Source organism: Pseudomonas sp. GW821-FHT02A08 (assembly GCF_059422045.1).
Genome location: NZ_JBWKWD010000028.1, coordinates 55,995 through 81,968 on the forward strand (window position 1 = coordinate 55,995; position 25,974 = coordinate 81,968).

Consider the following 25,974-nt stretch of genomic DNA (forward strand, 5'->3'; position numbering starts at 1 on the left):
CTGACCGGCATTGGTATCTCCCCATTCTGCCTGGACACCGACATGACTCAACGTTGCAATTCCTACTACACCGCCACCCTCAACCAGGACACCGATTACCCGACGCTGCAAGGCCGGCACAAGGTTGACGTGGTGATCATCGGCGGCGGATTCACCGGCGTGGCCACCGCCGTCGAGCTAGCGGAAAAAGGCCTGAAGGTGGCAATCGTCGAAAGCCACAAGATCGGCTGGGGCGCCACCGGGCGCAACGGCGGCCAGGTCACCGGCAGCCTGTCGGGCGACGAGGCCATGCGCAAACAGATGCGCCGCAGCATTGGTGATGAAGTCGACGATTTCATCTGGAACCTGCGCTGGCGCGGGCACCAGATCATTCGGCAGCGCGTGGAAAAGTACGGCATCGCCTGCGACCTCAAGCACGGCCACCTGCACGCGGCGTACAAACCCGCGCACATGCTCGGCTTACGCAAGGATTACGACGAGGCAGTGCACCGTGGCATGGGCGACGAGGTCAGCCTGCTCGACCGCAGCCAGGTGCGCGACCTGCTGCAAAGCGACCTCTACCACGGCGCGATCAAGAACACCCGCAACATGCACCTGCATCCGTTGAACCTGTGCATCGGCGAAGCCCGCGCTGCCGAAAGCCTCGGTGCGTTAATCTTCGAGAACAGCGAAGTGCTGGAGATCATCCATGGAGATACGCCTGGTGTACGCACCGCCCACGGGCAGATCGACGCCAACCAGGTACTGCTGGCCGGCGACGTCTACCACAAGCTGGAACCGGGCAAGCTCAAGGGCAAGATTTTCCCGGCCATGGGCGGCATCGTCACCACCGCGCCCCTGGGCGATCTGGCCAGGCAGATCAACCCCGAAGACCTGGCGGTCTACGACTGCCGCTTCGTGCTCGACTACTACCGCCTCACCGCCGACGGTCGCCTGTTGTTCGGTGGCGGCGCCAACTACAGCGGCAAGGATTCCCGGGACATCGCCGCCGAGCTGCGCCCATGCATCGAGCAGACCTTCCCGGCGCTCAAAGGCGTGGCCATCGATTACCAGTGGAGTTGCGCGATGGGCATCGTGATCAACCGCATCCCGCAACTGGGCAAGCTGTCGGACAACGTCTGGTACTGCCAGGGCTACTCCGGCCATGGCATCGCCACCACCCACATCATGGGTGAAATCATGGGCCGGGCGATCACAGGACAAATGGAGCAGTTCGACACCTTTGCCGCCTGCCAGCACATCCGCGTGCCCATGGGCGACCTGTTGGGCAACCCGATGCTTGCCGCCGGGATGTGGTACTACCAGATGCTTGAGAGATTGCGCTGAGCCATTGGCTGCACATCCAGCATTGATGTTGTTTGTACCGGCCTCTTCGCGGGCAAGCCCGCTCCCACAAGGGTTACTTGTCGGCCTCGAAATTTGTGGTCGACATAAATCCCTGTGGGAGCGGGCTTGCCCGCGAAGAGGCCGGAACAGTCAATACATCTACCAACAAAAAATGCTCAAGCCTGCACCACCTCAATCCCCAGCGCCTGGTAATCCTCCACATTGCCAGACGCCAAATGCCGTTCGGTGATCAGCGTGTGCACACGGTTGCACGGCGCGACGACAAAAGGCTCCACCGCCCCAAGTTTGTCCGCCGTGGTAACGGCGATCACATGGGAAGCACAATCGAGCATCGCCTGCTTCACCGGCACTTCATCAAAGTGCAGTGAGCTCAAGCCCACCTGCGGGTGAATCGCGCAGACCCCGGTAAACAACACATCGGCCTTGATCCCCGCCAGCAGCCGCAGGGTTTCGTGGCCGCTGGCCGACATCGTCGCCGGGTTGAGCTGGCCGCCGGCCAGGATCACCTTGATGCCTTTGTATTCGGACAAGGTAATGGCGGTCATCGGCGATGCGGTGATCGCGGTGATGGCGATATCCGCCGGCAGCGAACGCGCGATCTGCAAGGTGGTGGTGCCGGAATCGAACACCACGATCTGGCCGTCCCGCACCCGTTGCGCGGCCAGTTGCGCCAGATGGGTTTTCACTTCATCGGTTTCGCTGATCCGGGTGAAATAGTCCTTGCCGGTGTCTTTGGGCCGCGGCAACGCCCCGCCGTGCACCCGCTGCACCAGGCCGACGCTGGCCAGTTCCGCCAGATCCCGGCGGATGGTGTCTTCGGACACCGCGAAATGCTGGCTCAACTCCGAGGCCATGACCTTGCCGTCACGTTCGAGGATCAACAGGATTTTTTGCCGGCGCACTGACGGAAGTTCGACAGAGGAATGGTTGTCGTGCATGTTTTTGCCCGTTTATGCATGTAATTGCGTGTTACACGAGAGTATCCGCAACCCGGAGTAAAAACAACGAACCGGCCAGGTATCATTTTTTTCGATCTTTCAAATCATTACGCCGAATTTTTTATTTTCCCGTGACCTGTTCAAGATGGCGCCGTCACTCATGTTTCGGATGGAAACCTCATGAATATCAATTTTGCTTTTGCCTGCATGATCGTGGTCTCGTTCACCATTGCGCTGGTACACGCCTGACCGACAGGTCGCGGGGCGTCAAGATGTGCAAGGTCGCATTGCCGCCGAGGGCGCGCTGCCTTACCCGCCGGGCGTCTTGTGCGTGGTGCCGGGGGAAATCTGGGGCGGCGCAGTGCTCAAGTACTTCCTGGCCCTGGAAGAAGGCATCAACCGTTTGCCCGGCTTCACGCCGGAGTTGCAGGGGGTGTACCTCAAGCAGGAAGGCGGTCGCACCCGGGCGTATGGGTACGTGATCAAGGCCTGATGGCATGCGGCAGGGGCTGGCGTGGGCCGGCTCCTGCCCAATGCATCGTTCTAGAATTTTTCCGCGATGAACTTGAACGGATAGTTCGGATCCCGATAGTTGCCGGGACTTTGGCGCTTGGGCAGTTTCACTTTCGCCCGCGGTACTTCCTCATATGGAATGCTGTTGAGCACATCGCTGATGATGTTCAGTCGCGCCCGTCGCTTGTCATTCGAGTTGGCGACCCGCCACGGGGCGAACTCGGTGTCGGTGGCCTCGAACATGTCGTCCCGGGCACGGGAGTAGTCGTACCAGCGGTTATAGGACTTGAGGTCCATCGGTGACAGCTTCCAGATCTTGCGCCCGTCGGTGATGCGCGCCTTGAGGCGTCGGGTCTGCTCCTCCGGGCTCACTTCAAGCCAGTATTTGATCAGGATGATTCCCGATTCGACCAGTGCGTGCTCGACCCGCGGCGCCACAGTGAGAAAGGTGCGCACCTGCTCGTCGGTGCAAAACCCCATGACCCGCTCGACGCCGGCGCGGTTGTACCAACTGCGATCGAAGATCACCACTTCACCGGCCGCCGGCATGTGTGGCAGATAGCGTTGCACGTACATCTGGCTTTTTTCCCGCTCGGTCGGTGCCGGTAACGCTATCACCCGGAATACCCGCGGGCTGACCCGTTCGGTCAGTGCCTTGATGGTCCCGCCCTTGCCGGCGCCATCACGGCCCTCAAAGACGATGCAGACCTTGGCGCCCGAGTGCTGTACCCACTCCTGCAGCTTGACCAGCTCGACATGCAGCCGCGCCAGTTCCTCGAGATATACCTTGTTCTTGAGCTTGCCGCTTTCAACCGGTTTGCTTTTGGTTGCGGCCTTCTTCTTCGCCATGCCCGTTACCTCCTTCAATGCGTCACATAGCGCCCGGAGTGCACCCGGCCGCGTTCATTCAGTGTCGACTGCGCTGATAGTGTTCAACCGCCAGTTCCAGGTTCAGGAACATGCGCGCCTCGCCCAGCGCATGGCCCAGGGGGGCCTTGATGACCATTTCCCATACGCTCGGGCTCATGCCCACCAGCCACAGTGATATGCCTTTTTCCTGCAGTTGCTGTTCCGCCCCGGTGAGCATTTTCAGCGCGGTGTATTCCAGGTCGAACACGCTGCGCAGGTCCAGGACCACGACCTTGGGGTTCGCCACGTCAATCAGTGGCCGGATCTTGTCGGCGATGCGCTCGGCATTGGCGAAGAACACCCGCCCTTCGGGCCTGAGCAACAGCAGCCCGTCAAAATGTTCGTCATCGATGTGCTCGGCGGACTGCGGTCGGTACACATTGGTGCCGGGCTTGCGTCCCAGGACATGCACGGGCGGGTCCGAAACCTGATAGGCCAGGGCCAGCAACGAAACGATGATCGCCACGACGATCCCTTGCAGCGTGCCCAGCAGTATCACGCCGACCATGGCCACCACAGCCCAGGCAAATTCGGTACGGCGAACCGACAGGATCTCGCGAAATTCCGCCGGCTCGATCAGGCCCACCGAATACACGATCACCACGGCGGCGAGCGTGGCGTTGGGCATCAGGCCAATGAGCGGCGCCAGCAGCAGGCACGTGCCCAGTGCCAGTGCGGCGGTGACCAGTGCGGCCAATTGCGAACGGGCGCCGGCCAGGCGGTTCACCGCCGTCTGGGTGGTCCCGCCGCCGGCGACCATGGCTCCGAGAAACGCGCCACCGATGTTGGCAACGCCCGTGGCCAGCAGCTCCCGGTTCGGTTGTGGCGCGGGCTCGTCACTGCGAGCGAACGCGCGTCCCGCCGCGATGGTTTCGGTGAAACTCATCAGCGCGATCCCCATCGCCGAGGACCACAGGGTCTCGGCCATCGACCAGACCGGCAGGGTCGGCGCGGGCAACCCGATCGGCACCACACCGACGGCGGACACACCAAAGCGCTCCAGGCCAAACAGGCTCATACCGATGATGCCAAGCGCCACCGCAATCAAGGGTGCGGGCAGCCGTGGCGTAAAACGCTTCATGCCCACCAGCAGCAGGACCATGAACACACCGACCGCCACGGTCGGCAGCGAGGCATGGCCAACGCTCTGGACCGTGGCCACCAGGTTGTGCAGGAAGCCGCCTTTGTCGATGTGCGTGCCCAACAGCTTGGGCAACTGGTCGAGCACGATGACCACGCCGATGCCGGCCTTGAAACCCACCAGCACCGGTTCGGAAATGAAATTGGCGACGAAACCCAGGCGCAGCAAGCCCGCGACGATCAGGATCGCACCCACCATCAGGGCCAGCGTTGCGGAACCGGCGAGCAAGGTCGCCGTATCGCCATCGGGGCTGATCTGGCCCAGTGCCGAGCCGGCGAGAATGGCCAGGGTGGTCGTGGTGCTGACGCTGAGCGGGCGCGACGTGCCGAGCACGGCATAGATCACCATCGGCACCAGCGCCGTGTACAGCCCGACTTGCACCGGCAGGCCGGCAATGGTGGCGTACGCCAGCGCCTTGGGAATGACCACGGCCGCTGCCGTCAACCCGGCGACCACATCGCCCCGCAGCCAGTCTGGCCGGTAGCTGCCAAGCCATTCCGGGATCAACAGGCTACGCAAGGTTCCCCGCTGTGGAGTGCCTGGAATCCGCTCTTGCGGATGGCTGCCTTGTTGATTCATCAGTCACTCCAATTGCAAATCGTCCATGCGGATGATGAGTGGGCTCAACTGACCGCACAATCCTTTAACTGCACGCGTAACCACTGCAAACCTTCATCGGCATCGAAGCGCGCGTGCCAGCAGGCAATCCGCGCAGGCTCGACTACAAATGTAGCCGGTTTGCACGACTACGCCGCCACATGGCTGGAGAAGGAGACAGACGCCCCACCATCTGCGCTCAAAAATGGAAAGCCTTATATGGACGACGTCATGAAGGCGGTAAATGAGCTATACCCGCTAATTCCCCCCATTGCAGTTCTTCAACTCAGGAGTTTGGCAATGAAGCTCAAGACCTCTCTGGCAGCAATCATGGTGGCGGCAAGCCTTTTCGGCTGCACCACTTCATCGACCCACGGCGTGAACATCAACCTGGTCGCTACCCGGCAAAACGCCGGTCAGATCGGCACCGTTACCTTGACCGACTGGGACAAGAAAACCGGACTCAGTTTCTTCATCAGCGGCGCTCCAATGGGGGTTACCCTGCCCCTGCGTCTTTACTCGTTCATCAATAACGGCAGCTGCGAGCAACCCGGGTCAGTCGCCTACGCGATGAACGACACCGTCAACACCGAACGCCAACCCATACGCGGCTGGTCTTTTACCAGGACCGCGCCCGTGCAGTTGCAGACCTTGCTTGACGGCAAGTATTCGGTGGTCGTGCGAACGGCTGCGACCGATGGCAACGTCGATATCTTTTGCGGGGATATCAAGGCGACAGAGCCGGTGAAATAGCCGCGGCCCTTGCAGGCCAGCCCACGCCCGAGTACCGCTCGCGCCACCGGTTGTCCGGTGCGAGTGGTGGCGTCGGGTGAACGGAAACGGGGCCGGCGACAACAACCGGTAACAAACCTGTCATTACTCACTGATAACGTCCAAGCGCTTTCCCGAACCGCATCCGCTCGATCTCCGATCGCCCAGTTCCCTGTACCAGGGCTTTGCCCCTCCACTCAAGGTGACACTTCAGGTGTACGCAAGCACGACGCGCAAGCAAATCATCATCAGGTCCAACGACATGAGCTGCGACGACTTTGGCGCGTTGTTCTCGAACCTGTTCGGCAACCTCTATTGCGACTCACCGCCGCCGCCGAAAAACATCATCATCGGCGGGGTCTACGGCCGGCACGAAGGTGTCAGTTTTCGTCGCATGCACTATCGCGGTGACTTCACGGTGGCTTTTCCCGCCCCTCTTGATGAAATCACCTTCGTCATTCCCACCGCCGGCAAGATCATTTTCAACCACGTCACCGAGTCGGTCGGTTTCGCGCAAACAGGCCTGGCGATCGACAAGGCCGAGGTCCGCTCGGCGCGCTTTGTCGACAACCACGCACAGCACGGGATTTCGATCAGCCGCCGGCTGATCACCGAGCGCCTGTCGACGCTGCTGGGCAAACCTATCCTGCAAAAGGTGCATTTCGAGCCGGTGGTGGACCTGAATGTGTCGGCCTTGCAGGGCATCCGGGCGTTGATCGAACTGGCCACCGGCACCGAGTTCGACCTGCTGATCAACACCGGTTCGCTGATGCCTTCGCGCCTTCGCGAAATGCTGGTCGATGCGGTTCTGGAAGCCTGGCCACACAACTTCACCGAAGCCCTCCGGCGCCCTTCCCCACTGATAGCGCCACGGCATGTGAAGCTGGCCGTCGAGTACATTCAGGAGCACCCCGACCACCTGGCCAGCGGCACCGAGCTGGCGCAATTGACCAACGTCAGCCTGCGCGCATTGCAGGAAGGTTTTCAGCGTTTCATGGGCACTTCGATCGTTGCCTATCAGCGCCAGGTCCGCCTGGAGCGCGCCTTTGCCGCGCTGTCCCAAGGGGTGTCGCCTTCGGTGACAGACGTGGCCTTGCAACACGGTTTCAGCAATGTCGGGCGGTTTTGCCAGTACTTCCAGAGTGCCTACGGCATCAGCCCCGCAGACGTGAGAAAGGGCTTGCGAACGCGGCCGATGGCGACCCATTGAGAGAGCGGCGGTGCGACGATTCGACTTGCTCGCGAAGGTGGTTTATCCGCCACCTTCTTTGTCGACTGTCAGTCCGCCTTCGCGGGCAAGCCCGCTCCCACAGGTTGCGTGTCGTGCCTGGATCAGGTGGCAAGCACAAAACCACTGTGGGAGCGGGCTTGCTCGCGAAAGCGGTTTATCTGCCACCTTCTTTGTCGACTGTCAGTCCGCCTTCGCGGGCAAGCCCGCTCCCACAGATTGCCTTGACTGATCGTCAGAACAGATAACTGGCCTTCAGCCCGCCATTGAAGCCGTGGCTGTCGCCGCCACCGCTGGCGCCGATTTCTGCCCCTACGCTCCACGGCCCAAGGTTGGCCATGACGTTGACGCCACCGGTGAACTGGTCACGGTTGTCGAAGGCGGCTTGCTGCTCGATGTCCAGGCCCAGCAATTGCCCTTCACTGTCGACCTCAGGGTCGCCCAACACATGTTCGTAGCCCACTTGCACCCCCGGCACCACTTGCCAGGCGCCCAGGCTGACAGGTGCAAAGGATGCATTGAGGTTGGCCACCGCGCTCTTGCGGGTTTCGTGGATACCGTCGACGTCCAGGGCCAGTTCGCTGCCTTTTTCCTGGAAGCCCGACAGGTTGACGTGGCTGATCCGCACGCCAAGGCTCGGCTCGAGGGTCACGCCGTTCACCGGCACACGGTAACCCAGGGCCAGGGTCGCGCCGGTGAGGTTGCCATGGCTATCGCCCTTGGCCGTGCCCAGACCGCCGCCCAGTTCGCGCTTGCTCTGGTAATCGAGGTAGCCGGCGTTGGCATCGGCATCCACAAACAGGCCGCGCTCCAGACCGTTCGGTGCGAAACGTGCGCCGACGCTGAAGAAGGTCAGGTCGGTATCGGCCTCGCCACCTGCGCCACCGACATTGCCGCTGCTGTAGCCGAAGCCGGCATGGGTGCTGAGCTGTTCGGAAAAGCGCTGGGTCAGGCCAATCATCATGCCCTGGGTATGCTCGTTGCTGCTGGAGGCCCGGGACGAACCGTCCGTGCCCAGATACCCCGCCAGCGCGGTGCTCCACAGGCGATATTGCCCGGCCTTGAGGTCGATGCCGCTGGTGAACGGCGCTGCGGCCTGTTCGATCATCGCGCCCTGGCGCAGCAGGTAGCTGGCGGCATCGGCGTGCACCTGACCGCCGACGGTGGAATCCACGCCCCCGAGACTGCGGGTATCGATGGCCGACTGCAGGTAGTAGTTGTAGGCGCTGTAGGTGCCCGACAGGTTGCTGTTCTGCAGTTGTTGCAACAACTGCGCGCCGGCCGCGGCATTGCCGGCCAGGTCCGCCGCGCCCGGCAGGCTGTTGTAGAACACCATCTTGCCGCGCAGCACGTAGATGGTTTCCTGGGACAGGCCGAGGCCTTCCTTGAGGTACTTGTCCATCGTGCCGTATTGCGCGGTCACCTCGTCCAGGCCGGCTTGCAGGTAACTGGCCTGCACACCGATCAGCGGCCCGTATATGGTCGCCAGGCTCGGTGGCAACGCCGCCAGGGTCGCCTTGATGCGCGCGGCGGTGTAGTCGTTGGTCGCCAGGTAGTTGCTCATGATGGTGGCATCGTCGACCCCGGCGATGCTTTGCAGCACCGCAGCGGTCCAGCCCGTGCGGTCCTTGCCGGCGGTGCAATGGAACAGCGCGGCACCGTCGACCGCCGCCAGATCATTGAACAGTTGGTTGAACTCGCTGCGCATCCCTGGGTTGCGCACGAAATCCCGGTTGGTGTCCTGCATCATGGCGGTGGCTTCGGCGGCGCTGTGGAACGCGACGTTGGTGACGTTCGCCCCCGACGTGGAGCCGCCGATGATGTCGATGTTGGTGTAGGTCGCGCCAGTGAGCATCTTGTCGGGCGTGGCGGCGATCTCGCTGGGCGTGCGCAGGTCGTAGACTGCCTTGATGCCCAGGCCATTGAGGGTAGCCAGATCCGCCGCCGACGGGGTCAGCGCGTTGGAGCGGTAAAACACCCCGCCACGCATGGTGCCGTCGCTGGCGGTGGTGTATGCCGTGGTGAGACCGGCGACATCGCGGAAATTGTCGATGCTTTTCAGGCGTGGCGTGTTGAGGGGGACAGTCTCGGCCGCCTGGGCGGCAGCGATGGACAGGCTCAAAACAGACAGCGAACACACAAGTCGTTGGAACACAGTGCAGCCTCATTGAAATCGCGTTGGGCTGACTAATATCTACATTGGAATGGCGCTGAACATGACAAATCGCCTGCAAACGCAAATCACTGCGTGATGTGTCCAGGTGGCTCGTTTTCTGTCCGTGTAATGCCTGTTGTGCGGGCAACCTGGGGGCAGGTTGTGAGTGATGTGCTGGCGGGGAACGAGATATGCGATTGTCTGCGATCAATTTCCAGGCATAAAAAACCCGCCTGTTCCAGCGGGTTTATTGCTTTTCAGAAACTGATCTGTCGCCGCGAACTCAATGGGATTTTTTCGAGGTCGACAGCCCGGCTTTACTCAAGCCTTTGGTGTTGTGATCACCCGGCGTCGAGGCCGAAATGGCCCTGGCCTTGGCGATGCCGCGAGTATCCTTGGAATGGGCGATGCCTGAGGTCGTGGTGCCATGGCCGTTGTCATCGTTGCGCGCACTACCGTAGTGGTTCCCGCTCAGGCCATGGTCGCGCACGGATTTGCCGGCATGGTCGCTGTCCAGCCCGTTACCGCGGCCGTTACTGCCGGAGTGGCCTGTACCGGCGTGTCCGCCACCCATGCCGCCGCCGTGGCCTCCACCGTTTCCGCCGCCATTACCACCGCCGTTACCACCGCCGCCACCGCCGCCGTTTCCGCCACCACCGCCACCGCCGTCCTTCGCGTATGCGGACCCCATGATCGACAGGCCATCAGGGAGTAACGGGGCGGCCGCAAGCATCATGGCGCATGACATTACAGCAACGAGACTCTTGTTTTTAAAAAGCATGATTGCTTCCGTAGGTGGTTGATATCGCGTTCGGTATGACGCGATATCCCTCCAACAGTTCAACTACCAAGACAGACGGCTGGAGCACCTTTAATCAGCAGGAAGACTACCTTCCACACGTCAATCAAAGGCACCGTCGAGAATTTCATAGACAAGCCCGGTGGCCAGCGCAACCAGGATCAGGTCCGTGCCGACCTGCTGCCATTCGTAGCCGTCATAGTGGGGCAGCCTGCCGACCAGTCGGCCATCGAGTTTCTTGGCGATGCCGGGTGGAAGCGGCTTGCCCCGGGCAAGGTTCTTTTGAATACCCGGTGGCAAATCGGGCCCGGGGCTCCAGTAGCCCGTATTCACGCCAATGATCTCGAGCACGCTGCCCCGGTTGATGCTCGGGCCATTGCTCCAGTCCCCGCCGCCGGAACTCTTGTTCTTGTTGCCATGACTACCCTGGTTGCCATGGTTGGCCTTCCCGTTGCCCTGGCCGTTACCAGGATCGGCCAGCGCCGTCACCGAGCCGCAGACCAGCGTCAAACAGGTAACAGCTGCAATCAATGATCGAGTCCTGAACATGATTCATTCCTTCGTGGTGGGGAATAGTCCCTGAAATTTAGACGTTATAGACGAAGTTGGTTCCGTCGAGTCACCAGGCGCCAAACCGTCTACGCTCATCCGATCGAAGCCTTGCAGGCGTTTGCCGGAGGATGGGGCTTGTCGATCGCACATCCCTGACATCCGAAAAACATGTAGGAATTTCCCCCCCCGTGGCGAGGGATCTTGCTCCCGCCGGGCTGCGAAGCGGCCCTCATCCATTGCAACTCATTTCCTCAGACACACCGCAGTGCCCGGTTTTACGGCGCCAGAGCCACCGAACGCCTCAACGCCGTCCTCCAGTACCTCAACCATTTTTCAAGCACAAAAAACCCGCATTTCTGCGGGTTTTCAATGGCCACCGTTCAGTTGGTTACAGCGGCCATCAGCAGACTGACGCACAGAAACCGTTTTTGAAAAACGCCTAAAAAATTCATCTCCCCCGCCGATTCATTTAGACTCGACCGTTGGCTCATGGGGCCAGGCCAAGCCCTATAACGGATATCCAAGACAGCTTTTCATGAAAAAAATAATCAGTTATTTGCGAAATAGTTACTGGAAAAGATGGATTCGCAAACACAAATGCAAAGTGGCGGGCGGTCTATTGTCACTGCACAAAAGAACGACACTGACCATAGAAGAAGGCGTGACGCTTGGGAATGTGGTCATAGAGTCGAAAAAGCTGGAAATCGGTGCCCATACCTATATCCGCAGTGACTGCTTCCTTTCGGCGGTCTCCTCCATTGGCAGGTTTTGCTCAATAAGTAGCAGCTGTTTTATCGGCCAGCAAAAGAGCTCGCATCCGTTGGACTGGCTCAGTTCACATCCCTTTCAATATACCGACACGGCGCTGGTTTATGACCCGGTGGTTGCGGACATCACGATCGGGCATGACGTCTGGATCGGCCATAGCGCGATGATCCTGGAAGGCGTGACCATTGGCACTGGCGCTGTCATCGCAACTCGCGCCCTGGTTGCCCATGACGTGCCACCGTACGCCATTGTTGCCGGCACCCCGGCAAAAGTCGTCAAGTATCGGCACACACCCGAGTTGATCGAGGCGCTGATCGACAGCAAGTGGTGGGACGTCGATGTCGAGGTACTCAAGACATTACCGCTCAATGATCCGCAAGCTGCCTTGGCTCTGTTGGCCACCCGGCAGAAAGATAACCGCGCCGACTACCAACAGATCGAGATAACCCGCAAAGGGTGCAGTGTTTCGTCATGAGCTGCGGGAATGACCCACGCTGCACTTCAAGATCCCTGGCAGTAACCAGATTCGAACAATAAAAAACCCGCATCAGATGCGGGTTTTGACGGCTGGTTCCTGATGAACCCTGCTCGCAAAGCGGTTATCAGAAGTTCGCCGGTGTGTTGGCGCTGATGATTTCCGCCTCATCGGCCCCGATATTGCGAAACCGGTGCGGCAAGGTCGTCGGGAAGTAATAGCCATCCCCGGCATTGAGCACGCTCACCTGGCCATCCACGGTCAACTCCACGGTACCCCGGGTCACCAACCCACACTCCTCGCCTTCGGAATGCACGATCGGCTCTTCGCCCGAGCTTGCGCCCGGTGCGTATTGCTCGCGCAGCAAGCGCATCTGCCGGCTTGGCACGGACGCGCCGATCAGCAGCAGGCGCAGGCCATGGCGGCCGAGGTCGGGTTGTTCGTTGGCGCGAAAGACGTACTGGTGTTCGCGCGGTGGCTGATCGAAGGTGAAGAAGTCGGCCAGGGACATGGGGATGCCCTCCAGCAATTTCTTCAGGGAGCTGACGGAAGGGCTGACCCGATTCTGTTCGATCAGGGAAATGGTTGCATTGGTGACGCCGCTACGCCGGGCCAGCTCGCGCTGGGACAGTTTGTAGCTTTCGCGTACTAATTTGAGTCGTGAGCCCGTGTCCATGACAGCCTTATGTGCGTGCTACTTAAGGGTAATGGGGGTGGAGTGCAGGCGCGGATCACGCCGTTTTCCGGTCCCGGAAACGTGAAAGGCGGCTATTAAATCACGTTTGTTCGTAATGCTCAGCAGGTTCGATAAACGGCGTAAAAAATAGCCTGCGGATAATAATTCCCAGGCATTGCGCGAAACCTGTGGGAGCGGGCTTGCTCGCGAAAGCGGTGTGTCAGGCGACATCTATTTTGGCTGAAATGGCCTCTTCGCGGGCAAGCCCGCTCCCACAGGGAACTGCAGTGTTCATGGCCTTTTTGGCCGTCGTAAAAATCCGGCGGCACCCTTTGGGGAGATGCCGCCGGCGAGGTAAAGCCTAGATGCCGAAACGGTCACGCAGCGAGTAGTACACGGCGCCGAGGGCGGTCAACGGCGCCGAGAAGGTGCGCCCACCGATCATCGGCATGTGCGGCAGCGAGGCAAACGCGTCGAAGCGTTCGGCGTCGCCACGGATCATTTCCGAGATCAGTTTGCCGGCCAGGTGCGAGCAAGTGACGCCGTGGCCACTGTAGCCCTGCATGTAGTAGGCGTTTTTCTCGATACGGCCGAATTGCGGCATGCGCGACATGGTCAGCAGGAAGTTGCCGGTCCAGCGGTAGTCGATCTTCACGTCCTTCAATTGCGGGAAGGTCTTGAGGATCTTCGGGCGGATCAGTTGTTCGATGTCGTCCGGTTCGCGCGCACCGTAGACCACGCCGCCGCCGTACAGCAGGCGGTTGTCGGCGGTCAGGCGGTAGTAGTCGAGCAGGTAGTTGCAGTCTTCGACGCAGTAGTTGTTCTTGATCAGGCTACGGGCCTGCTTTTGCGACAACGGCTCGGTGACGACGATCTGCGAACCGCACGGCATGCTCTTGCTGGTCACGCGGTTGTCCAGGCCCTGCGGCAGGTACGCGTTACCGGCGATCAGCAGGTACTTGGCCTTCACCACGCCTTTTGCAGTGCGCACAGTGATCGGTTCGCCGTAGGTGATTTCCACCGCCGCCGATTGCTCGTAGATCTTGCCGCCCAGGCCGATGATCGCCGAAGCCTCACCGAGTGCCAGGTTCAGCGGGTGAATGTGACCGCCCTGCATGTCCAACAGGCCACCGACGTAGGCCTCGGAACCGACTTCGCGCTTGATATCGGCCGCGTCGAGCATTTTCAGGTTCTTGTTGCCGTAGCGTTCCCAGCTCTTCTTCTGCTCGGCCAGGCCCTTGAGTTGCTTCTTGTTCATCGCCGCGAAGATGCCGCCAGGGCGATAGTCGCACTGGATGTCGTAGTGCTGTATGCGCTGACGGATGATGTCGGCGCCTTCGAAAATCATGCTGCCGAGGATTTCGGCAGTCTTGTCGCCGTAGCGCTCTTCGATGACATCGACGTCGCGGCTGTAGGAGTTGACCAGTTGGCCGCCGTTGCGACCGCTGGCGCCGAAGCCGACCTTGGCCGCTTCGAGCACGGTCACGCTGTAGCCCGCTTCAGCGAGGAACAGGGCCGAGGACAGGCCGGTGTAGCCGGCGCCGATCACGCAGACGTCGCAGTCCACAGCCCCTTCCAGCACCGGGAAATCGCCGGTGAAGTTGCGGGTGGCGGCGTAGTAGCTATTCACATGTGTCTGTTTCATACGTTTCTCCGAGGGTCGCCGACAGCGTGTCGGCGGCCGTCGCTTCAAAGGTGTTAGAGCTTGATCCAGGTCGCCTTGAGTTCGGTGTACTTGTCGAACGCGTGCAGCGATTTGTCCCGACCGTTACCCGACTGCTTGAACCCGCCGAACGGCGCGGTCATGTCGCCGCCGTCGTACTGGTTGACCCAGACGCTGCCGGCACGCAGGCCACGGGCGAAGGTGTGGGCCTTGCTCAGGTTGCTGGTCCACACGCCGGCGGCCAGGCCGAAGATGCTGTCGTTGGCAATCGCCAGGGCTTCATCGAAGGTGTCGAAGGTGATGACCGACAGCACCGGGCCGAAGATTTCTTCCCGGGCGATGGTCATGGCGTTGGTCACGCCGTCGAAAATCGTCGGTTCCACGTACTGGCCACCGGTGTCTTCGAGGGTGCGGCTGCCGCCCGCGATCAGTTGGGCGCCCTGCTCTTTGCCGATGCCGATGTAGCGCAGCACGTTGTCCAGTTGACGCTGGTCGACGACCGCACCGACGGTGGTTGCAGGATCGAGGGCGTGGCCTGGTTTCCAGGCTTGCAGGGCTTGCACCAGCAGCGGGATGAACTGCTCGCGGATCGAACGCTCTACCAACAGACGCGAACCGGCGGTGCAGACTTCGCCCTGGTTGAAGGCGATGCCGCTGGCCGCCGCCTGTGCTGCCGCGCGCAGATCCGGCGCGTCGGCGAACACCACGTTCGGGCTCTTGCCACCGGCTTCGGCCCAGACGCGTTTCATGTTGCTCTGACCGGCGTAGATCATCAGTTGCTTGGCAATCGCCGTGGAGCCGGTGAAAGCCAGCACGTCGACGTCCATGTGCAACGCCAGCGCCTTGCCCACGGTGTGGCCGTAGCCCGGCAGGACGTTGAACACGCCTTTGGGAATCCCGGCATCCAGCGCCAGTTGCGCGATGCGGATCGCCGTCAGCGGGGATTTTTCCGAAGGCTTGAGGATGAACGAGTTGCCCATCGCCAGGGCCGGGGCGAATTTCCAGCTGGCCATGATCAGCGGGAAGTTCCACGGCACGATGGCCGCGACCACGCCGACCGCTTCGCGGGTCACCAGACCAAGCTGGTCCTGGGGCGTGGCGGCGACTTCGTCGTAGATCTTGTCGATGGCTTCGGCGGTCCAGCGGATCGCGTTGGCGGTCGCCGGAATGTCGATACTCATGGAGTCGCTGATCGGCTTGCCCATATCGAGGGTTTCGAGCAGGGCCAGCTCTTGCTGGTTGGCCAGGATCAGGTCGGCGAAACGGATCAGGATGCGCTTGCGCTCGGCCGGGGCCAGGTTGGCCCACACGCCGGATTCGAAGGTGCGGCGCGCGACGGCGACCGCTGCATTGGCATCGGCCTCGTCGGTGCTGGCGACGTTCGCCAGGAAACGACCATCCACGGGGCTTAAGCATTCGAACGTCGCGCCGCTGGCGGCTGCGCAGTATTGGCCGTCAATGAATGCGCGACCTTCGATTGTTAGGGACTGGAAGCGTTGCTCCCAGTCGCTGCGGGAAATTGTCATGGTTGTGACTCGACGCAGGGGAATGAGTAGTCGTCGGACTGAATTGAAATGCAATCTCATGTGGGAGCGGGCTTGCTCGCGAAGGCGCAGTGTCAGGCGACATCAGTGTTGACTGATCCACCGCTTTCGCGAGCAAGCCCGCTCCCACATTTGATTGTCTTGAACCGGCCAATCAAACGGTATGCAGGTACCAGTTGTACTCAAGGTCCGAGATGGAGTTCTCGAACTCGGCCAGCTCGCTTTCCTTGCACGCCACGAACACGTCGATGTACATCGGGTCGATGTAGCGCGCCATGACTTCGCTGTCGTCCAGCTCGCGCAGTGCATCGCGCAGGTTGTTCGGCAGGCTCTGCTCGTTCTGCTCGTAGCTGTTGCCTTCCACCGGGGCGCCCGGTTCGATCTGGTTGGTCAGGCCGTGGTGAATACCGGCCAACACCGATGCCATCAGCAGGTATGGGTTGGCGTCGGCACCGGCTACACGATGCTCGATGCGCACGGCGTCCTTTGATCCGGTCGGTACACGCACGGCCACGGTGCGGTTGTCGATGCCCCAGCTCGGCGAGTTCGGCACGTAGAACTGCGCGCCGAAGCGACGGTAGGAGTTGACGTTCGGGCAAAGGAACGCCATCTGCGCCGGCAGGGTCTCGAGCACACCGCCGATCGCGTGTCGCAGCGCGGCGTTCTGCTCGGGATCCTCGCTGGCAAAGATGTTGTTGCCGTCTTTGTCGAGAATCGAAATGTGCACGTGCAGACCGTTACCCGCCTGGCCCGGATACGGCTTGGCCATGAAGGTGGTGTCCATTTCGTGGTCGTAGGCGATGTTCTTCACCAGACGCTTGAGCAGGACGGCGTAGTCGCACGCCTTGATCGGGTCAGCCACGTGATGCAGGTTGACTTCGAATTGCGCCGGGGCGCTTTCCTTGACGATGGCGTCAGCCGGGATGCCCTGCTCTTTCGCGCCTTCGAGGATGTCTTGCAAGCAGTCGACGTATTCGTCGAGGTCATCGATCAGGTACACCTGGGTCGACATCGGACGCTTGCCGGATACCGGCGAACGTGGCGATTGCGGACGACCGTTCACGTTGTCCTGGTCGATCAGGTAGAACTCCAGCTCGAACGCGGCGCAGATGGTCAGGCCCATGTCGTCGAACTTGCGCACGATATTGGCCAGCACTTCACGCGGGTCGGCGAAGAAGGGTTCGCCTTCGATTTCGTGCATGGTCATCAGCAGTTGCGCGGTTGGGCGCTTCTGCCAAGGCTCGATGCTGAGGGTGCCGGGGATCGGGTAGCAGATCCGGTCGGCATCGCCGATGTCCAGACCCAGGCCGGTGCTTTCCACCGTGGAACCATTGATGTCCAGAGCAAACAGAGACGCCGGCAGGTTGATGCCTTTCTCGTAAACCTTATGAAGACTGGTGCGCTCGATGCGCTTGCCGCGCACCACACCGTTCATATCCGCAATCAGAAGGTCGACGTACAAAACCTCAGGATGTTTCTTAAGGAATGCGTTTGCTTCGTTGAGTTGAACGGCACGCAGAGGGACCGACATGATGCACCTATTTTTTACTGTTAATTATTATGTTCACCGCCCTTTCACGAGCCCAGTCAATCCGAAAGGCAAAGTGAAGTCAATAGCGAACACCTGGCCTTTCAACGTTTATTTTCGGGCCTCTCAGGGGGACGAGAGTGCCAGATACGCCCTCAAACACGCGTAAACCCTGAAGATCGGACGTGCGGCGTTTAGAATTTTTTACATGAGAGTTGTTAATTAAAATCAACAAGGCTAAGCTCCGGAAAAGCTCGTTCAAGTGTGAAACTTCGAGGTGATAAAAATGGCATTCAAGCCATTGATCGGCGTTACTGCGTGCGTCAAACAGATTGGCCTGCACCCCTACCACATCAGCGGTGACAAGTACTTGCGTGCTGTCAGCGTTGCGGCGCTGGGGCTGCCTGTCGTTATTCCTTCCTTAGGCGACCTGACCGAAATCGATGACCTGCTGCCGCAGCTCGACGGTCTGTTGCTGACCGGCTCGCCTTCGAACGTGGAACCCTTCCACTATCAAGGCCCCGACAGCGCCCCCGGCACGGATCATGATCCGGCGCGGGATGCCACCACCCTTCCCCTGATCCGCGCCGCTATTGCAGCGGGCGTTCCGGTGCTCGGCATCTGCCGTGGCTTCCAGGAAATGAACGTGGCGTTCGGTGGCAGCCTGCATCAGAAGGTCCATGAACTGCCTGGCTTGCTCGACCATCGTGAGGCCGACCATCCGGACCTGGCCGTGCAATACGCTCCCGCTCACGGGGTGAATGTGCAGCCTGGGGGTGTGTTCGAGGCGCTGAACCTGCCTGCGGTGTTCCAGGTCAACTCGATTCACAGCCAGGGCATCGACCGTCTCGCGCCCGGCCTGCGCGCCGAAGCCGTCGCGCCCGATGGCCTGATCGAGGCGATCTCCGTCGAGCACAGCCAGGCGTTTGCCCTCGGCGTGCAATGGCACCCCGAATGGCAGGTGCTGAACAACCCTCCTTATCTGAGTATTTTCCAGGCGTTCGGCGAAGCCTGCCGGCAACGGGCGGCACTGCGTCACTCGAACTGACGAACTGATACCCACATTCAACGATTGACTGCCCAACGCGAGCGGTCAGGCGCTTTTGCGTGCCCCTCTCGCGAAAACAACACACTGCAATAACAACAAGTACGACCAGGCAGCCAGGATGGCGGCGCCGAATAAACCCGGCCAGAGTGCAATGCCGGTCAGCCAGATGCAGTCCCCCTGTGGGAGCGGGCTTGCTCGCGAAGGCGGCGACACAGTCAACACAGATGTCGCCTGACACACCGCTTTCGCGAGCAAGCCCGCTACCACAGGGGCCTGCGTTGAACTGACTGACATCATCTGACCCGGGTTTGCAATCCACTATTAAGCCGGGCCGTGTTGGCCGGGCGACTGAAACCTGTTGGGAGTTTCACATGGCAAACGCCTCCAGCATCTACAGGAAGGCTCTTGAGGGTCACCAGGCACCGAAAAAGGTGTTGGTGAAAATCGATCGTGTCACCAAGAAGTTCGACGAAACCACCGCTGTGGACGATGTGTCCCTGGAAATCCACCAGGGTGAAATCTTCGCCCTGCTCGGTGGTTCCGGTTCCGGCAAATCGACCCTGCTGCGCATGCTCGCCGGTTTCGAGCGCCCGACCGAAGGCCGGATTCTGCTCGACGGCGTCGACATCACCGACATGCCGCCGTACGAACGACCGATCAACATGATGTTCCAGTCCTACGCGCTGTTCCCGCACATGACGGTGGCGCAGAACATCGCCTTCGGCCTCAAGCAGGACCGTTTGCCAGCCGCCGAAATCGACGCCCGGGTGCAGGAGATGCTGCGCCTGGTGCACATGACCCAATACGCCAAGCGCAAGCCGCACCAACTGTCCGGCGGCCAGCGTCAGCGCGTGGCCCTGGCCCGTTCCCTGGCCAAGCGTCCGAAGTTGCTGTTGCTCGACGAACCGATGGGCGCCCTGGATAAAAAGCTGCGTTCGCAGATGCAACTGGAGCTGGTGGAGATCATCGAGCGCGTGGGCGTGACCTGCGTGATGGTGACCCACGACCAGGAAGAGGCCATGACCATGGCCCAGCGCATCGCGATCATGCACCTGGGCTGGATCGCCCAGATCGGCAGCCCGGTGGACATCTATGAAGCACCGGTCAGCCGCATGGTCTGCGAATTCATCGGCAACGTGAACGCCTTCGACGGCACCGTGGTCGAGGACCTGGAAGGTCACGCGATCATCCACAGCCCGGACCTTGAGCAGAAGATCTACGTCGGTCACGGCGTCAGCACGTCAGTGCAGGACAAGTCGATCACCTACGCGATCCGCCCGGAAAAACTGCTGGTCAGCACCGTCAAGCCGGACAACCGCTACAACTGGTCCGCCGGCAAGGTGCATGACATCGCCTACCTCGGTGGCCACTCGGTGTTCTACGTCGAGCTGCCTGGGGGCAAGATCGTCCAGTCGTTCATGGCCAATGCCGAACGCCGTGGTGCGCGTCCGACCTGGGACGACCAGGTCTACGTGTGGTGGGAAGACGACAGCGGCGTGGTACTGCGCGCATGAAAACCTTCAATCAGCAATTCCTGAGGTGGGTCCCCAGCGGGCGCAAGTTCGTCATCGGGATTCCGTTCATCTGGCTGTTCCTGTTCTTCATGCTGCCGTTCTTCCTGGTGATGAAGATCAGCTTCTCGGAAGCGGCCCTGGCCATTCCGCCCTACTCGGAGATCTACACCTTCGCCGAGCAGAAATTCCAGCTGCTGCTCAATATCGGCAACTACACCCTGCTGGGCGAGGATGAGCTGTACCTGTCCGCCTACCTGGGTTCGTTGAAGGTGGCGTTTTTCAGCACCCTGATGTGCCTGGTGATCGGTTTCCCGATGGCCTACGCCATTACCAAGGCCAGCAAGGAAGCGCAGAACGTGCTGATGCTGCTGATCATGATGCCGACCTGGACCGCGATCCTGATCCGCGTTTACGCGTGGATGGGCATCCTCAGCAACAACGGTCTGCTCAACGCGTTCCTGATGTGGACCGGGCTGACCTCGCACCCGATCGAGATCCTCAACACCAACATCGCCGTCTACATCGGCGTGGTGTATGCGTATCTGCCGTTCATGGTGCTGCCGCTGTACGCCAACCTGGTCAAGCACGACCAGAGCCTGCTGGAAGCGGCGTCGGACCTGGGTTCGAGCACCTTCAACAGTTTCTGGAAAATCACCGTGCCGCTGGCCAAGAACGGCATCATCGCCGGCTGCATGCTGGTGTTCATTCCAGTGGTGGGTGAGTTCGTGATTCCGGAACTGCTGGGCGGCCCGGAAACCCTGATGATCGGCCGCGTATTGTGGCAAGAGTTCTTCAACAACCGCGACTGGCCGGTGGCGTCCGCCCTGGCGGTGGTGATGCTGTTGATCCTGATTGTGCCGATTCTGCTGTTCAACCGCAGCCAGGCCAAAGAGATGGAGGCACGGGGATGAAACGCTTCGGATTTTCAAAGTTCATGCTGATTTTCGGCCTGTCGTTTATCTACCTGCCGATGCTGATTCTGGTGATTTACTCGTTCAACGCCTCCAAGCTGGTGACAGTGTGGGGTGGCTGGTCGATCAAGTGGTACGCCGGTTTGCTCGACAACAGCCAGCTGATGGGTTCGGTGGTGCGCTCGCTGGAAATCGCCTGCTACACCGCCATCGCAGCAGTCGCACTAGGGACGCTGGCCGCGTTCGTCCTGACGCGCGTTACGCGCTTCAAGGGCCGCACCCTGTTCGGTGGCCTGGTCACCGCGCCGCTGGTGATGCCTGAAGTGATCACCGGTCTGTCGCTGTTGCTGCTGTTCGTGGCCATGGCGCAGTTGATCGGCTGGCCGATGGAGCGTGGCATCGTCACTATCTGGATCGCCCACACCACGTTTTGTGCCGCTTATGTGGCGGTGGTAGTCTCCGCCCGCCTTCGCGAGCTGGACCTGTCCATCGAAGAAGCGGCCATGGACCTGGGTGCAAAGCCGTTCAAGGTGTTTTTCCTGATCACCATTCCGATGATCGCGCCGTCACTGGCGGCCGGCGGCATGATGTCGTTCGCCCTGTCGCTCGATGACCTGGTGCTGGCGAGTTTCGTCTCGGGCCCGGGTTCCACGACCCTGCCGATGGAAGTGTTCTCGGCGGTGCGTCTTGGGGTCAAGCCCGAGATCAACGCCGTGGCCAGCCTGATCCTGTTGGCCGTGTCGATCGTGACTTTCATGGTCTGGTACTTCAGCCGCCGCGCCGAAGCCACCCGCAAGCGCGCGATCCAGGAAGCCATGGACCAGACCGCCAGCGAATCCTGGCAGCAACCGAAAAAGCAAATGGCAGAAGCGACGGCCTAAAGGCCTGCACACACGCTTTGTAGCAGCTGGCGAAGCCTGCGTTCGGCTGCGAAGCAGTCGTAAAACCCGCGAACTCAATCTTCCTGATAGAGCCGCAGTGTCTGAATTCACGACTGCTTCGCAGCCGAACGCAGGCTTCGCCAGCTGCTACAAGGGGTGTGCCAGGACTGCAATTGTTTTGTGTATTTGAATAAAAAAGAAATGGAGTTGTACCGATGAAAATGTTTGGCAGGACTCTGCTGACACTGTCCTTATTGGGCGCAATCGCCACCGGCGCCCAGGCCAATGACAAGGTTCTGCGCGTCTATAACTGGTCCGATTACATTGGCCCGGACACCGTCAAGAAGTTCGAGGACGAGACTGGCATCCAGGTGACCTACGATGTCTTCGACAGCAACGAGACCCTTGAGGCACGCCTGCTGGCGGGCAAATCCGGCTACGACATCGTGGTGCCGTCCAACAGTTTCCTGGCCAAGCAGATCAAGGCCGGCGTCTATCAGGAACTGGACAAGTCGAAGCTGTCGAACTGGAAAAACCTCAACCCGGTACTGCTGAAAAATGCCTCCGCGAGCGATCCCGAAAACGCCCATGCCATCCCGTACATGTGGGGCTCGATCGGCATCGGCTTCAACCCGGCCAAGGTCAAGGAAGTGCTCGGCGCCAACGCCCCGACCAACTCCTGGGACCTGCTGTTCAAACCGGAAAACGCCGAGAAGCTCAAAGCCTGCGGCATCAGCTTCCTCGACTCGCCGACCGAAATGATCCCGACCGCCCTGCACTACCTGGGCTACCCGGTGAACGATCAGAACAAACAGCACATCGCCGAAGCCGAGGCACTGTTCATGAAGATTCGCCCGAACGTGGCGTACTTCCATTCGTCGAAATACATCTCGGACCTGGCCAACGGCAACATCTGCGTGGCCGTCGGTTACTCCGGCGACGTGCTGCAGGCCAAGGCCCGCGCCCAGGAAGCCGGGGACAAGGTGAAGATCGACTACAGCATCCCGAAAGAAGGCGCCGCCAGTTTCTACGACATGCTCGCCATCCCCCGCGATGCCGCCAACGTCGAGAACGCGTACCTGTTCATGAACTTCCTGATGCGCCCCGACGTGATTGCCGACATCACCAACAATATCGGCTACAGCAACGCGAACGCCGCGGCCACGCCACTGGTCGATGAAGCGATCCGCAACGATCCGGGCTCCTACCCGCCGGAAGCGGTGATGGCCACGCTCTATGCCGTGCCGGACCAGCCGATTGCCGTCCAGCGAGTCATGACCCGTGGCTGGACCAAGGTGAAGTTGGGCCAATAATCCAGAATCCCACCGACCTAATGTGGGAGCGGGCTTGCTCGCGAAGGCGTCAGGTCAGTCAACATCTCTATTGAATGTGCCGGCCTCTTCGCGAGCAAGCCCGCTCCCACATTAGATCGGTGGGGGTTCAACACTTTCCGTTCACGCAGCGCCTTACCACCGCTGCCTCTCCTGCAAGTAGAACGGCCTCACCTGGCTCCCTCGGTTCAGGTGAATTTGGCGCCCTCGGGCGCCTTTTTTATTGGGGATCAATCAAAGGCCATTCGGCCAGTGCCCGATAACGGCCCTTGTGGGATTCGAACAGGGTGAAGCGCTCGGCACGCAGGAAGAATTCGGGGAGTGTCGCGGACTCCGGCACCGGCGCCCGATAGTCCCGCGCCAGGGTCAGGTGCGGACGGTATTCCCTTGGCGCTTGCTCCAGGCCGAACGGCAACATCGCCTGTTCCAGGTCATACACCAGGCGCAGCAATGCCGGGGGCGCCTGTTGCGGCGCGAGCACCAGCGCCCCTGCCCTGCGCCACACGTCCAGGAGATCCAGCACCACCGTCAGGCGCTCGCCCGACGTGCGGATGGACGCGGCAGCGGTGCAGATGTCGGCAATCTGCGCCATGCCCACCGCCCCCAAAAACTTCAGCGTCAGGTGAAAGTTTTCCGCCGGCACCGGCCGTCCGTTGCGCAGTTGCAGCGCACTGCGCCACTGCGCTATCTCCCGGCGCTGGGCCGGGGCGCAGTTCAGCGCAAAGAACAGACGCTTGAACGGCTCGCGGGATTCGTCGTTCATGCCGGGTACCTCCTGGGAAGACCGCCTGAGTGTACTCAACCCTCGCGTACCGGCCAGCGTATTTCTGGCGCTGTGGGGCATGCGCGTTATAGTTCTAGCATCCCGAGATACTGGAGGGGGCCATGCGACAGATCATCAGCAAAGAGCCATGGTGGGCCAGACCGCCCGAGCCCGGCCAGGATGAACTCCAGCTGGAATGGGGCTGGCTGGTGCACTACAGCGAAGGCGAGCCGCGCTTCGAGTTCATCCGCGAGCGGCCGACGGACGACGAGATCCGCCAGCGCAAGAGTTGCAGGATCACCCCGACGCCGGAGTGATCCCGCGTGCGGCTTCAGGCCTGGAGCAGTACTTCGAACCCGCCGTAGACCATGCGCTGGCCATCGAAGGGCATCGGATTGACGTCCGGCTTCATGCGCGGGTCCTGCATCATCCTGTCCATTCCGGCATTGCGGGTGGCCTTGTCCGGCCAGATGATCCAGCCAAAGGCAACGGTTTCGCCTTCCTTGAGCTTCACCGACATTGGAAACGAGGTGACCTTGCCTTCCGGCACGTCTTCGCCCCAGCATTCGACCACGCTCAAGGCACCGTTTTCCTTGAAGACCGAGGCGGCGATTTTGGCGTGCTTGAGGTATTGCTCACGGTTGGCGGTGGGTACGGCAGCGATAAAACCATCGACATAAGACATGAGTATTTCTCCTTGGGTCATGGGGTGTGCTGCAGGTTAGTCGGTTGCGCTGGCGTCCGATCGACAGTGCCGGCGCTCAAACCGACCGGCGGTTGTGCGCTGCCGCCCAGGCTGCCTTCGATCTGCGCCGCCATGTAAAGCGTGCAGGCCATGACGCCGCTGGTCGGGCTCTGCACCAGTTTGGTCCAGGCCTTGTCGAAGGTATTGCCCAGGCTACGGCGAATCAGCGCCTCGCTATCGGGCCGGTCAAAGGCCTGGATGAATGCGCGAATGCCAGCCACCCCTAGCGTGATCAAGCCACCGGCCAGTTTCCCGGTCGCTGCGGCCACGGCGCTGGCGGCCCCGCGCGGGGCCATCTCGGCTTCCATCCGCCGGCTGGCGCGCCTGGCCACCGGCGCCATCGCGGTTTCGGTCGAGCCCACCCCCTTGTCGCCACCGGCCTTATGGACTTTGTCGATCAGCGCGGCGAAGGCCGGCAAGGAGTTCAGCGGTTCGGTGCGCATGACCTGGTACAACGAGGCGTCCCTCGTCGGCGGAGGCCCGAGGGCGATGGCCGGGACTTTCTGGATGCGCCCGTTGAGTTGGGCCATCGGCACGCCGTGGCGGTTGGAGATTTTCTGCAGCTCTTCCTTGAGGATGTCGACATAGAACGCCGCTGCCAGGCCGAGAATCGCATCGGGATCGACTTCCACGGCCGCCGGGGCCAGGACCTTATCCTGATAGGCTTCGAGCAGGTACGCCGCCAGGCGTTTTTCCACGGCGTCCTGCTCACCCTTGGCGCTGATGGTGTACCAGCTGACCTTCATCGACAGCCATTCCTGGGTCCAGTAACTGCTGAACCACGGAATGAAATTCTGTTCGGTCAATTCATAGACCCGTGTGCGCCAGTAATCCATGGCACCGCGGGAGTAGATTCGGGTCTGCTCGGTGGCCGACTGCGACGCGGCGACGATCTCCCGGTCCACTTGTTGCCAGGTGCTGGCAGGAACGACGACCGGCACCACTTCCACTGGCGCACGCGGCGGCGTGGCGCACCCTGCCAGCACCACCAGCACGGCAATGATCAGTGAACGCAGGTTCAAGATGGCGGCTTCCTGAAGTGTGCACCGGGCGGGATGTCCAGCACTCGAAAACCATGATTCAAGTATAGGTTGCGGCGCCCTTGAGGCCGCCTTCGCGGGCAAGTCGGATCGCCGCACCGCCGCTCCCACAGGAAAGCGGTTTGTGGGAGCGGCGG

General features: G+C 60.9%; 23 protein-coding genes and 1 pseudogene. 11 read left to right on the top strand and 13 right to left on the bottom strand.

Annotated elements, in window-relative coordinates:
- Positions 1-42 precede the first annotated feature (42 nt).
- Positions 43-1,326 carry an NAD(P)/FAD-dependent oxidoreductase gene (locus AC07W4_RS19395; RefSeq protein ID WP_495033600.1) on the top strand — a complete coding sequence of 428 codons (1,284 nt, stop codon included), beginning with the start codon at positions 43-45 and terminating at the stop codon, positions 1,324-1,326.
- 176 nt (positions 1,327-1,502) lie between these two features.
- Here AC07W4_RS19395 and AC07W4_RS19400 read toward each other — a convergent pair whose 3' ends face one another.
- Complete coding sequence (locus AC07W4_RS19400) at positions 1,503-2,285, bottom strand: DeoR/GlpR family DNA-binding transcription regulator (protein ID WP_495033601.1); 783 nt, start codon at positions 2,283-2,285, stop codon at positions 1,503-1,505.
- A gap of 271 nt (positions 2,286-2,556) precedes the next feature.
- On the opposite strand from AC07W4_RS19400, the pseudogene AC07W4_RS19405 reads away from it, so the two are divergent.
- A pseudogene (locus tag AC07W4_RS19405) lies at positions 2,557-2,778 on the top strand (Orn/Lys/Arg family decarboxylase); the annotation flags it as partial.
- 50 nt (positions 2,779-2,828) lie between these two features.
- Here AC07W4_RS19405 and ppk2 read toward each other — a convergent pair.
- Positions 2,829-3,647: a polyphosphate kinase 2 gene (gene ppk2, locus AC07W4_RS19410; protein WP_008051231.1), complete on the bottom strand. Its 819-nt coding sequence runs from the start codon at positions 3,645-3,647 to the stop codon at positions 2,829-2,831.
- A 58-nt stretch (positions 3,648-3,705) separates the two neighbouring features.
- Entirely contained in the window at positions 3,706-5,427 is a 1,722-nt protein-coding gene (locus tag AC07W4_RS19415; protein WP_495033602.1) for a SulP family inorganic anion transporter, read from the bottom strand.
- 318 nt (positions 5,428-5,745) lie between these two features.
- On the opposite strand from AC07W4_RS19415, the gene AC07W4_RS19420 reads away from it, so the two are divergent.
- Together AC07W4_RS19420 and AC07W4_RS19425 are read left to right on the top strand one after the other, a co-directional pair.
- The gene (locus AC07W4_RS19420) at positions 5,746-6,198 is read left to right on the top strand and encodes a hypothetical protein (RefSeq protein ID WP_495033603.1); all 453 of its coding nucleotides are present in this window, start codon (positions 5,746-5,748) and stop codon (positions 6,196-6,198) included.
- Between the two features lie 280 nt (positions 6,199-6,478).
- Positions 6,479-7,426 (top strand): helix-turn-helix transcriptional regulator, encoded by a 948-nt coding sequence (locus AC07W4_RS19425; RefSeq protein ID WP_495033604.1) that lies wholly within the window; start codon positions 6,479-6,481, stop codon positions 7,424-7,426.
- 253 nt (positions 7,427-7,679) lie between these two features.
- Here the strand turns inward: AC07W4_RS19425 and AC07W4_RS19430 are convergent, their stop codons facing one another.
- The 3 genes from AC07W4_RS19430 to AC07W4_RS19440 all read right to left on the bottom strand — a co-directional run bounded on the left by AC07W4_RS19430 (position 7,680) and on the right by AC07W4_RS19440 (position 10,947).
- Complete coding sequence (locus AC07W4_RS19430) at positions 7,680-9,599, bottom strand: tyrosine-protein phosphatase (RefSeq protein WP_495033605.1); 1,920 nt, start codon at positions 9,597-9,599, stop codon at positions 7,680-7,682.
- A gap of 283 nt (positions 9,600-9,882) precedes the next feature.
- Positions 9,883-10,380 (bottom strand): hypothetical protein, encoded by a 498-nt coding sequence (locus tag AC07W4_RS19435; protein ID WP_495033606.1) that lies wholly within the window; start codon positions 10,378-10,380, stop codon positions 9,883-9,885.
- 120 nt (positions 10,381-10,500) lie between these two features.
- Entirely contained in the window at positions 10,501-10,947 is a 447-nt protein-coding gene (locus AC07W4_RS19440; protein WP_495033607.1) for an anti-virulence regulator CigR family protein, read from the bottom strand.
- Positions 10,948-11,485: 538 nt separating this feature from the next.
- On the opposite strand from AC07W4_RS19440, the gene AC07W4_RS19445 reads away from it, so the two are divergent.
- Positions 11,486-12,193 (top strand): CatB-related O-acetyltransferase, encoded by a 708-nt coding sequence (locus AC07W4_RS19445; RefSeq protein WP_495033608.1) that lies wholly within the window; start codon positions 11,486-11,488, stop codon positions 12,191-12,193.
- 127 nt (positions 12,194-12,320) lie between these two features.
- On the opposite strand, the gene AC07W4_RS19450 is transcribed toward AC07W4_RS19445, so the two are convergent.
- The 4 genes from AC07W4_RS19450 to AC07W4_RS19465 all read right to left on the bottom strand — a co-directional run bounded on the left by AC07W4_RS19450 (position 12,321) and on the right by AC07W4_RS19465 (position 17,607).
- The gene (locus AC07W4_RS19450) at positions 12,321-12,869 is read right to left on the bottom strand and encodes a cupin domain-containing protein (RefSeq protein ID WP_007975263.1); all 549 of its coding nucleotides are present in this window, start codon (positions 12,867-12,869) and stop codon (positions 12,321-12,323) included.
- Positions 12,870-13,230: 361 nt separating this feature from the next.
- Entirely contained in the window at positions 13,231-14,514 is a 1,284-nt protein-coding gene (locus tag AC07W4_RS19455; RefSeq protein WP_495033609.1) for an NAD(P)/FAD-dependent oxidoreductase, read from the bottom strand.
- 53 nt (positions 14,515-14,567) lie between these two features.
- Positions 14,568-16,058: an aldehyde dehydrogenase gene (locus AC07W4_RS19460; protein WP_495033610.1), complete on the bottom strand. Its 1,491-nt coding sequence runs from the start codon at positions 16,056-16,058 to the stop codon at positions 14,568-14,570.
- Between the two features lie 172 nt (positions 16,059-16,230).
- Positions 16,231-17,607 carry a glutamine synthetase family protein gene (locus AC07W4_RS19465; protein ID WP_495033611.1) on the bottom strand — a complete coding sequence of 459 codons (1,377 nt, stop codon included), beginning with the start codon at positions 17,605-17,607 and terminating at the stop codon, positions 16,231-16,233.
- Between the two features lie 283 nt (positions 17,608-17,890).
- Here AC07W4_RS19465 and AC07W4_RS19470 point away from each other — a divergent pair, with 283 nt between their 5' ends.
- The 5 genes from AC07W4_RS19470 to AC07W4_RS19490 all read left to right on the top strand — a co-directional run bounded on the left by AC07W4_RS19470 (position 17,891) and on the right by AC07W4_RS19490 (position 23,271).
- Entirely contained in the window at positions 17,891-18,652 is a 762-nt protein-coding gene (locus tag AC07W4_RS19470; RefSeq protein WP_495033612.1) for a gamma-glutamyl-gamma-aminobutyrate hydrolase family protein, read from the top strand.
- Between the two features lie 371 nt (positions 18,653-19,023).
- Positions 19,024-20,166 carry a polyamine ABC transporter ATP-binding protein gene (gene potA, locus AC07W4_RS19475; RefSeq protein ID WP_495033613.1) on the top strand — a complete coding sequence of 381 codons (1,143 nt, stop codon included), beginning with the start codon at positions 19,024-19,026 and terminating at the stop codon, positions 20,164-20,166.
- Positions 20,163-21,077: an ABC transporter permease subunit gene (locus tag AC07W4_RS19480; protein ID WP_495033614.1), complete on the top strand. Its 915-nt coding sequence runs from the start codon at positions 20,163-20,165 to the stop codon at positions 21,075-21,077. Before potA ends, AC07W4_RS19480 begins: the two co-directional genes overlap by 4 nt.
- Positions 21,074-21,958: an ABC transporter permease subunit gene (locus AC07W4_RS19485; protein ID WP_495033615.1), complete on the top strand. Its 885-nt coding sequence runs from the start codon at positions 21,074-21,076 to the stop codon at positions 21,956-21,958. The genes AC07W4_RS19480 and AC07W4_RS19485 overlap by 4 nt, the downstream gene beginning before the upstream one ends.
- A gap of 215 nt (positions 21,959-22,173) precedes the next feature.
- Positions 22,174-23,271, top strand: coding sequence for a polyamine ABC transporter substrate-binding protein (locus tag AC07W4_RS19490; protein ID WP_495033616.1), 1,098 nt, complete (start codon positions 22,174-22,176; stop codon positions 23,269-23,271).
- Between the two features lie 238 nt (positions 23,272-23,509).
- On the opposite strand, the gene thpR is transcribed toward AC07W4_RS19490, so the two are convergent.
- Entirely contained in the window at positions 23,510-24,052 is a 543-nt protein-coding gene (gene thpR, locus AC07W4_RS19495) for an RNA 2',3'-cyclic phosphodiesterase (protein WP_495033617.1), read from the bottom strand.
- Positions 24,053-24,174: 122 nt separating this feature from the next.
- Between thpR and AC07W4_RS19500 the strand changes: the two genes are divergently transcribed.
- Entirely contained in the window at positions 24,175-24,369 is a 195-nt protein-coding gene (locus tag AC07W4_RS19500) for a hypothetical protein (RefSeq protein ID WP_495033618.1), read from the top strand.
- Between the two features lie 14 nt (positions 24,370-24,383).
- Here the strand turns inward: AC07W4_RS19500 and AC07W4_RS19505 are convergent, their stop codons facing one another.
- Both AC07W4_RS19505 and AC07W4_RS19510 read right to left on the bottom strand, forming a co-directional pair.
- Positions 24,384-24,737, bottom strand: coding sequence for a DUF1428 domain-containing protein (locus AC07W4_RS19505; protein ID WP_495033619.1), 354 nt, complete (start codon positions 24,735-24,737; stop codon positions 24,384-24,386).
- A 17-nt stretch (positions 24,738-24,754) separates the two neighbouring features.
- On the bottom strand, positions 24,755-25,819 hold the full coding sequence (locus tag AC07W4_RS19510; protein WP_495033620.1) for a hypothetical protein: 1,065 nt from the start codon (positions 25,817-25,819) through the stop codon (positions 24,755-24,757).
- Between the last annotated feature and the right edge of the window lie 155 nt (positions 25,820-25,974).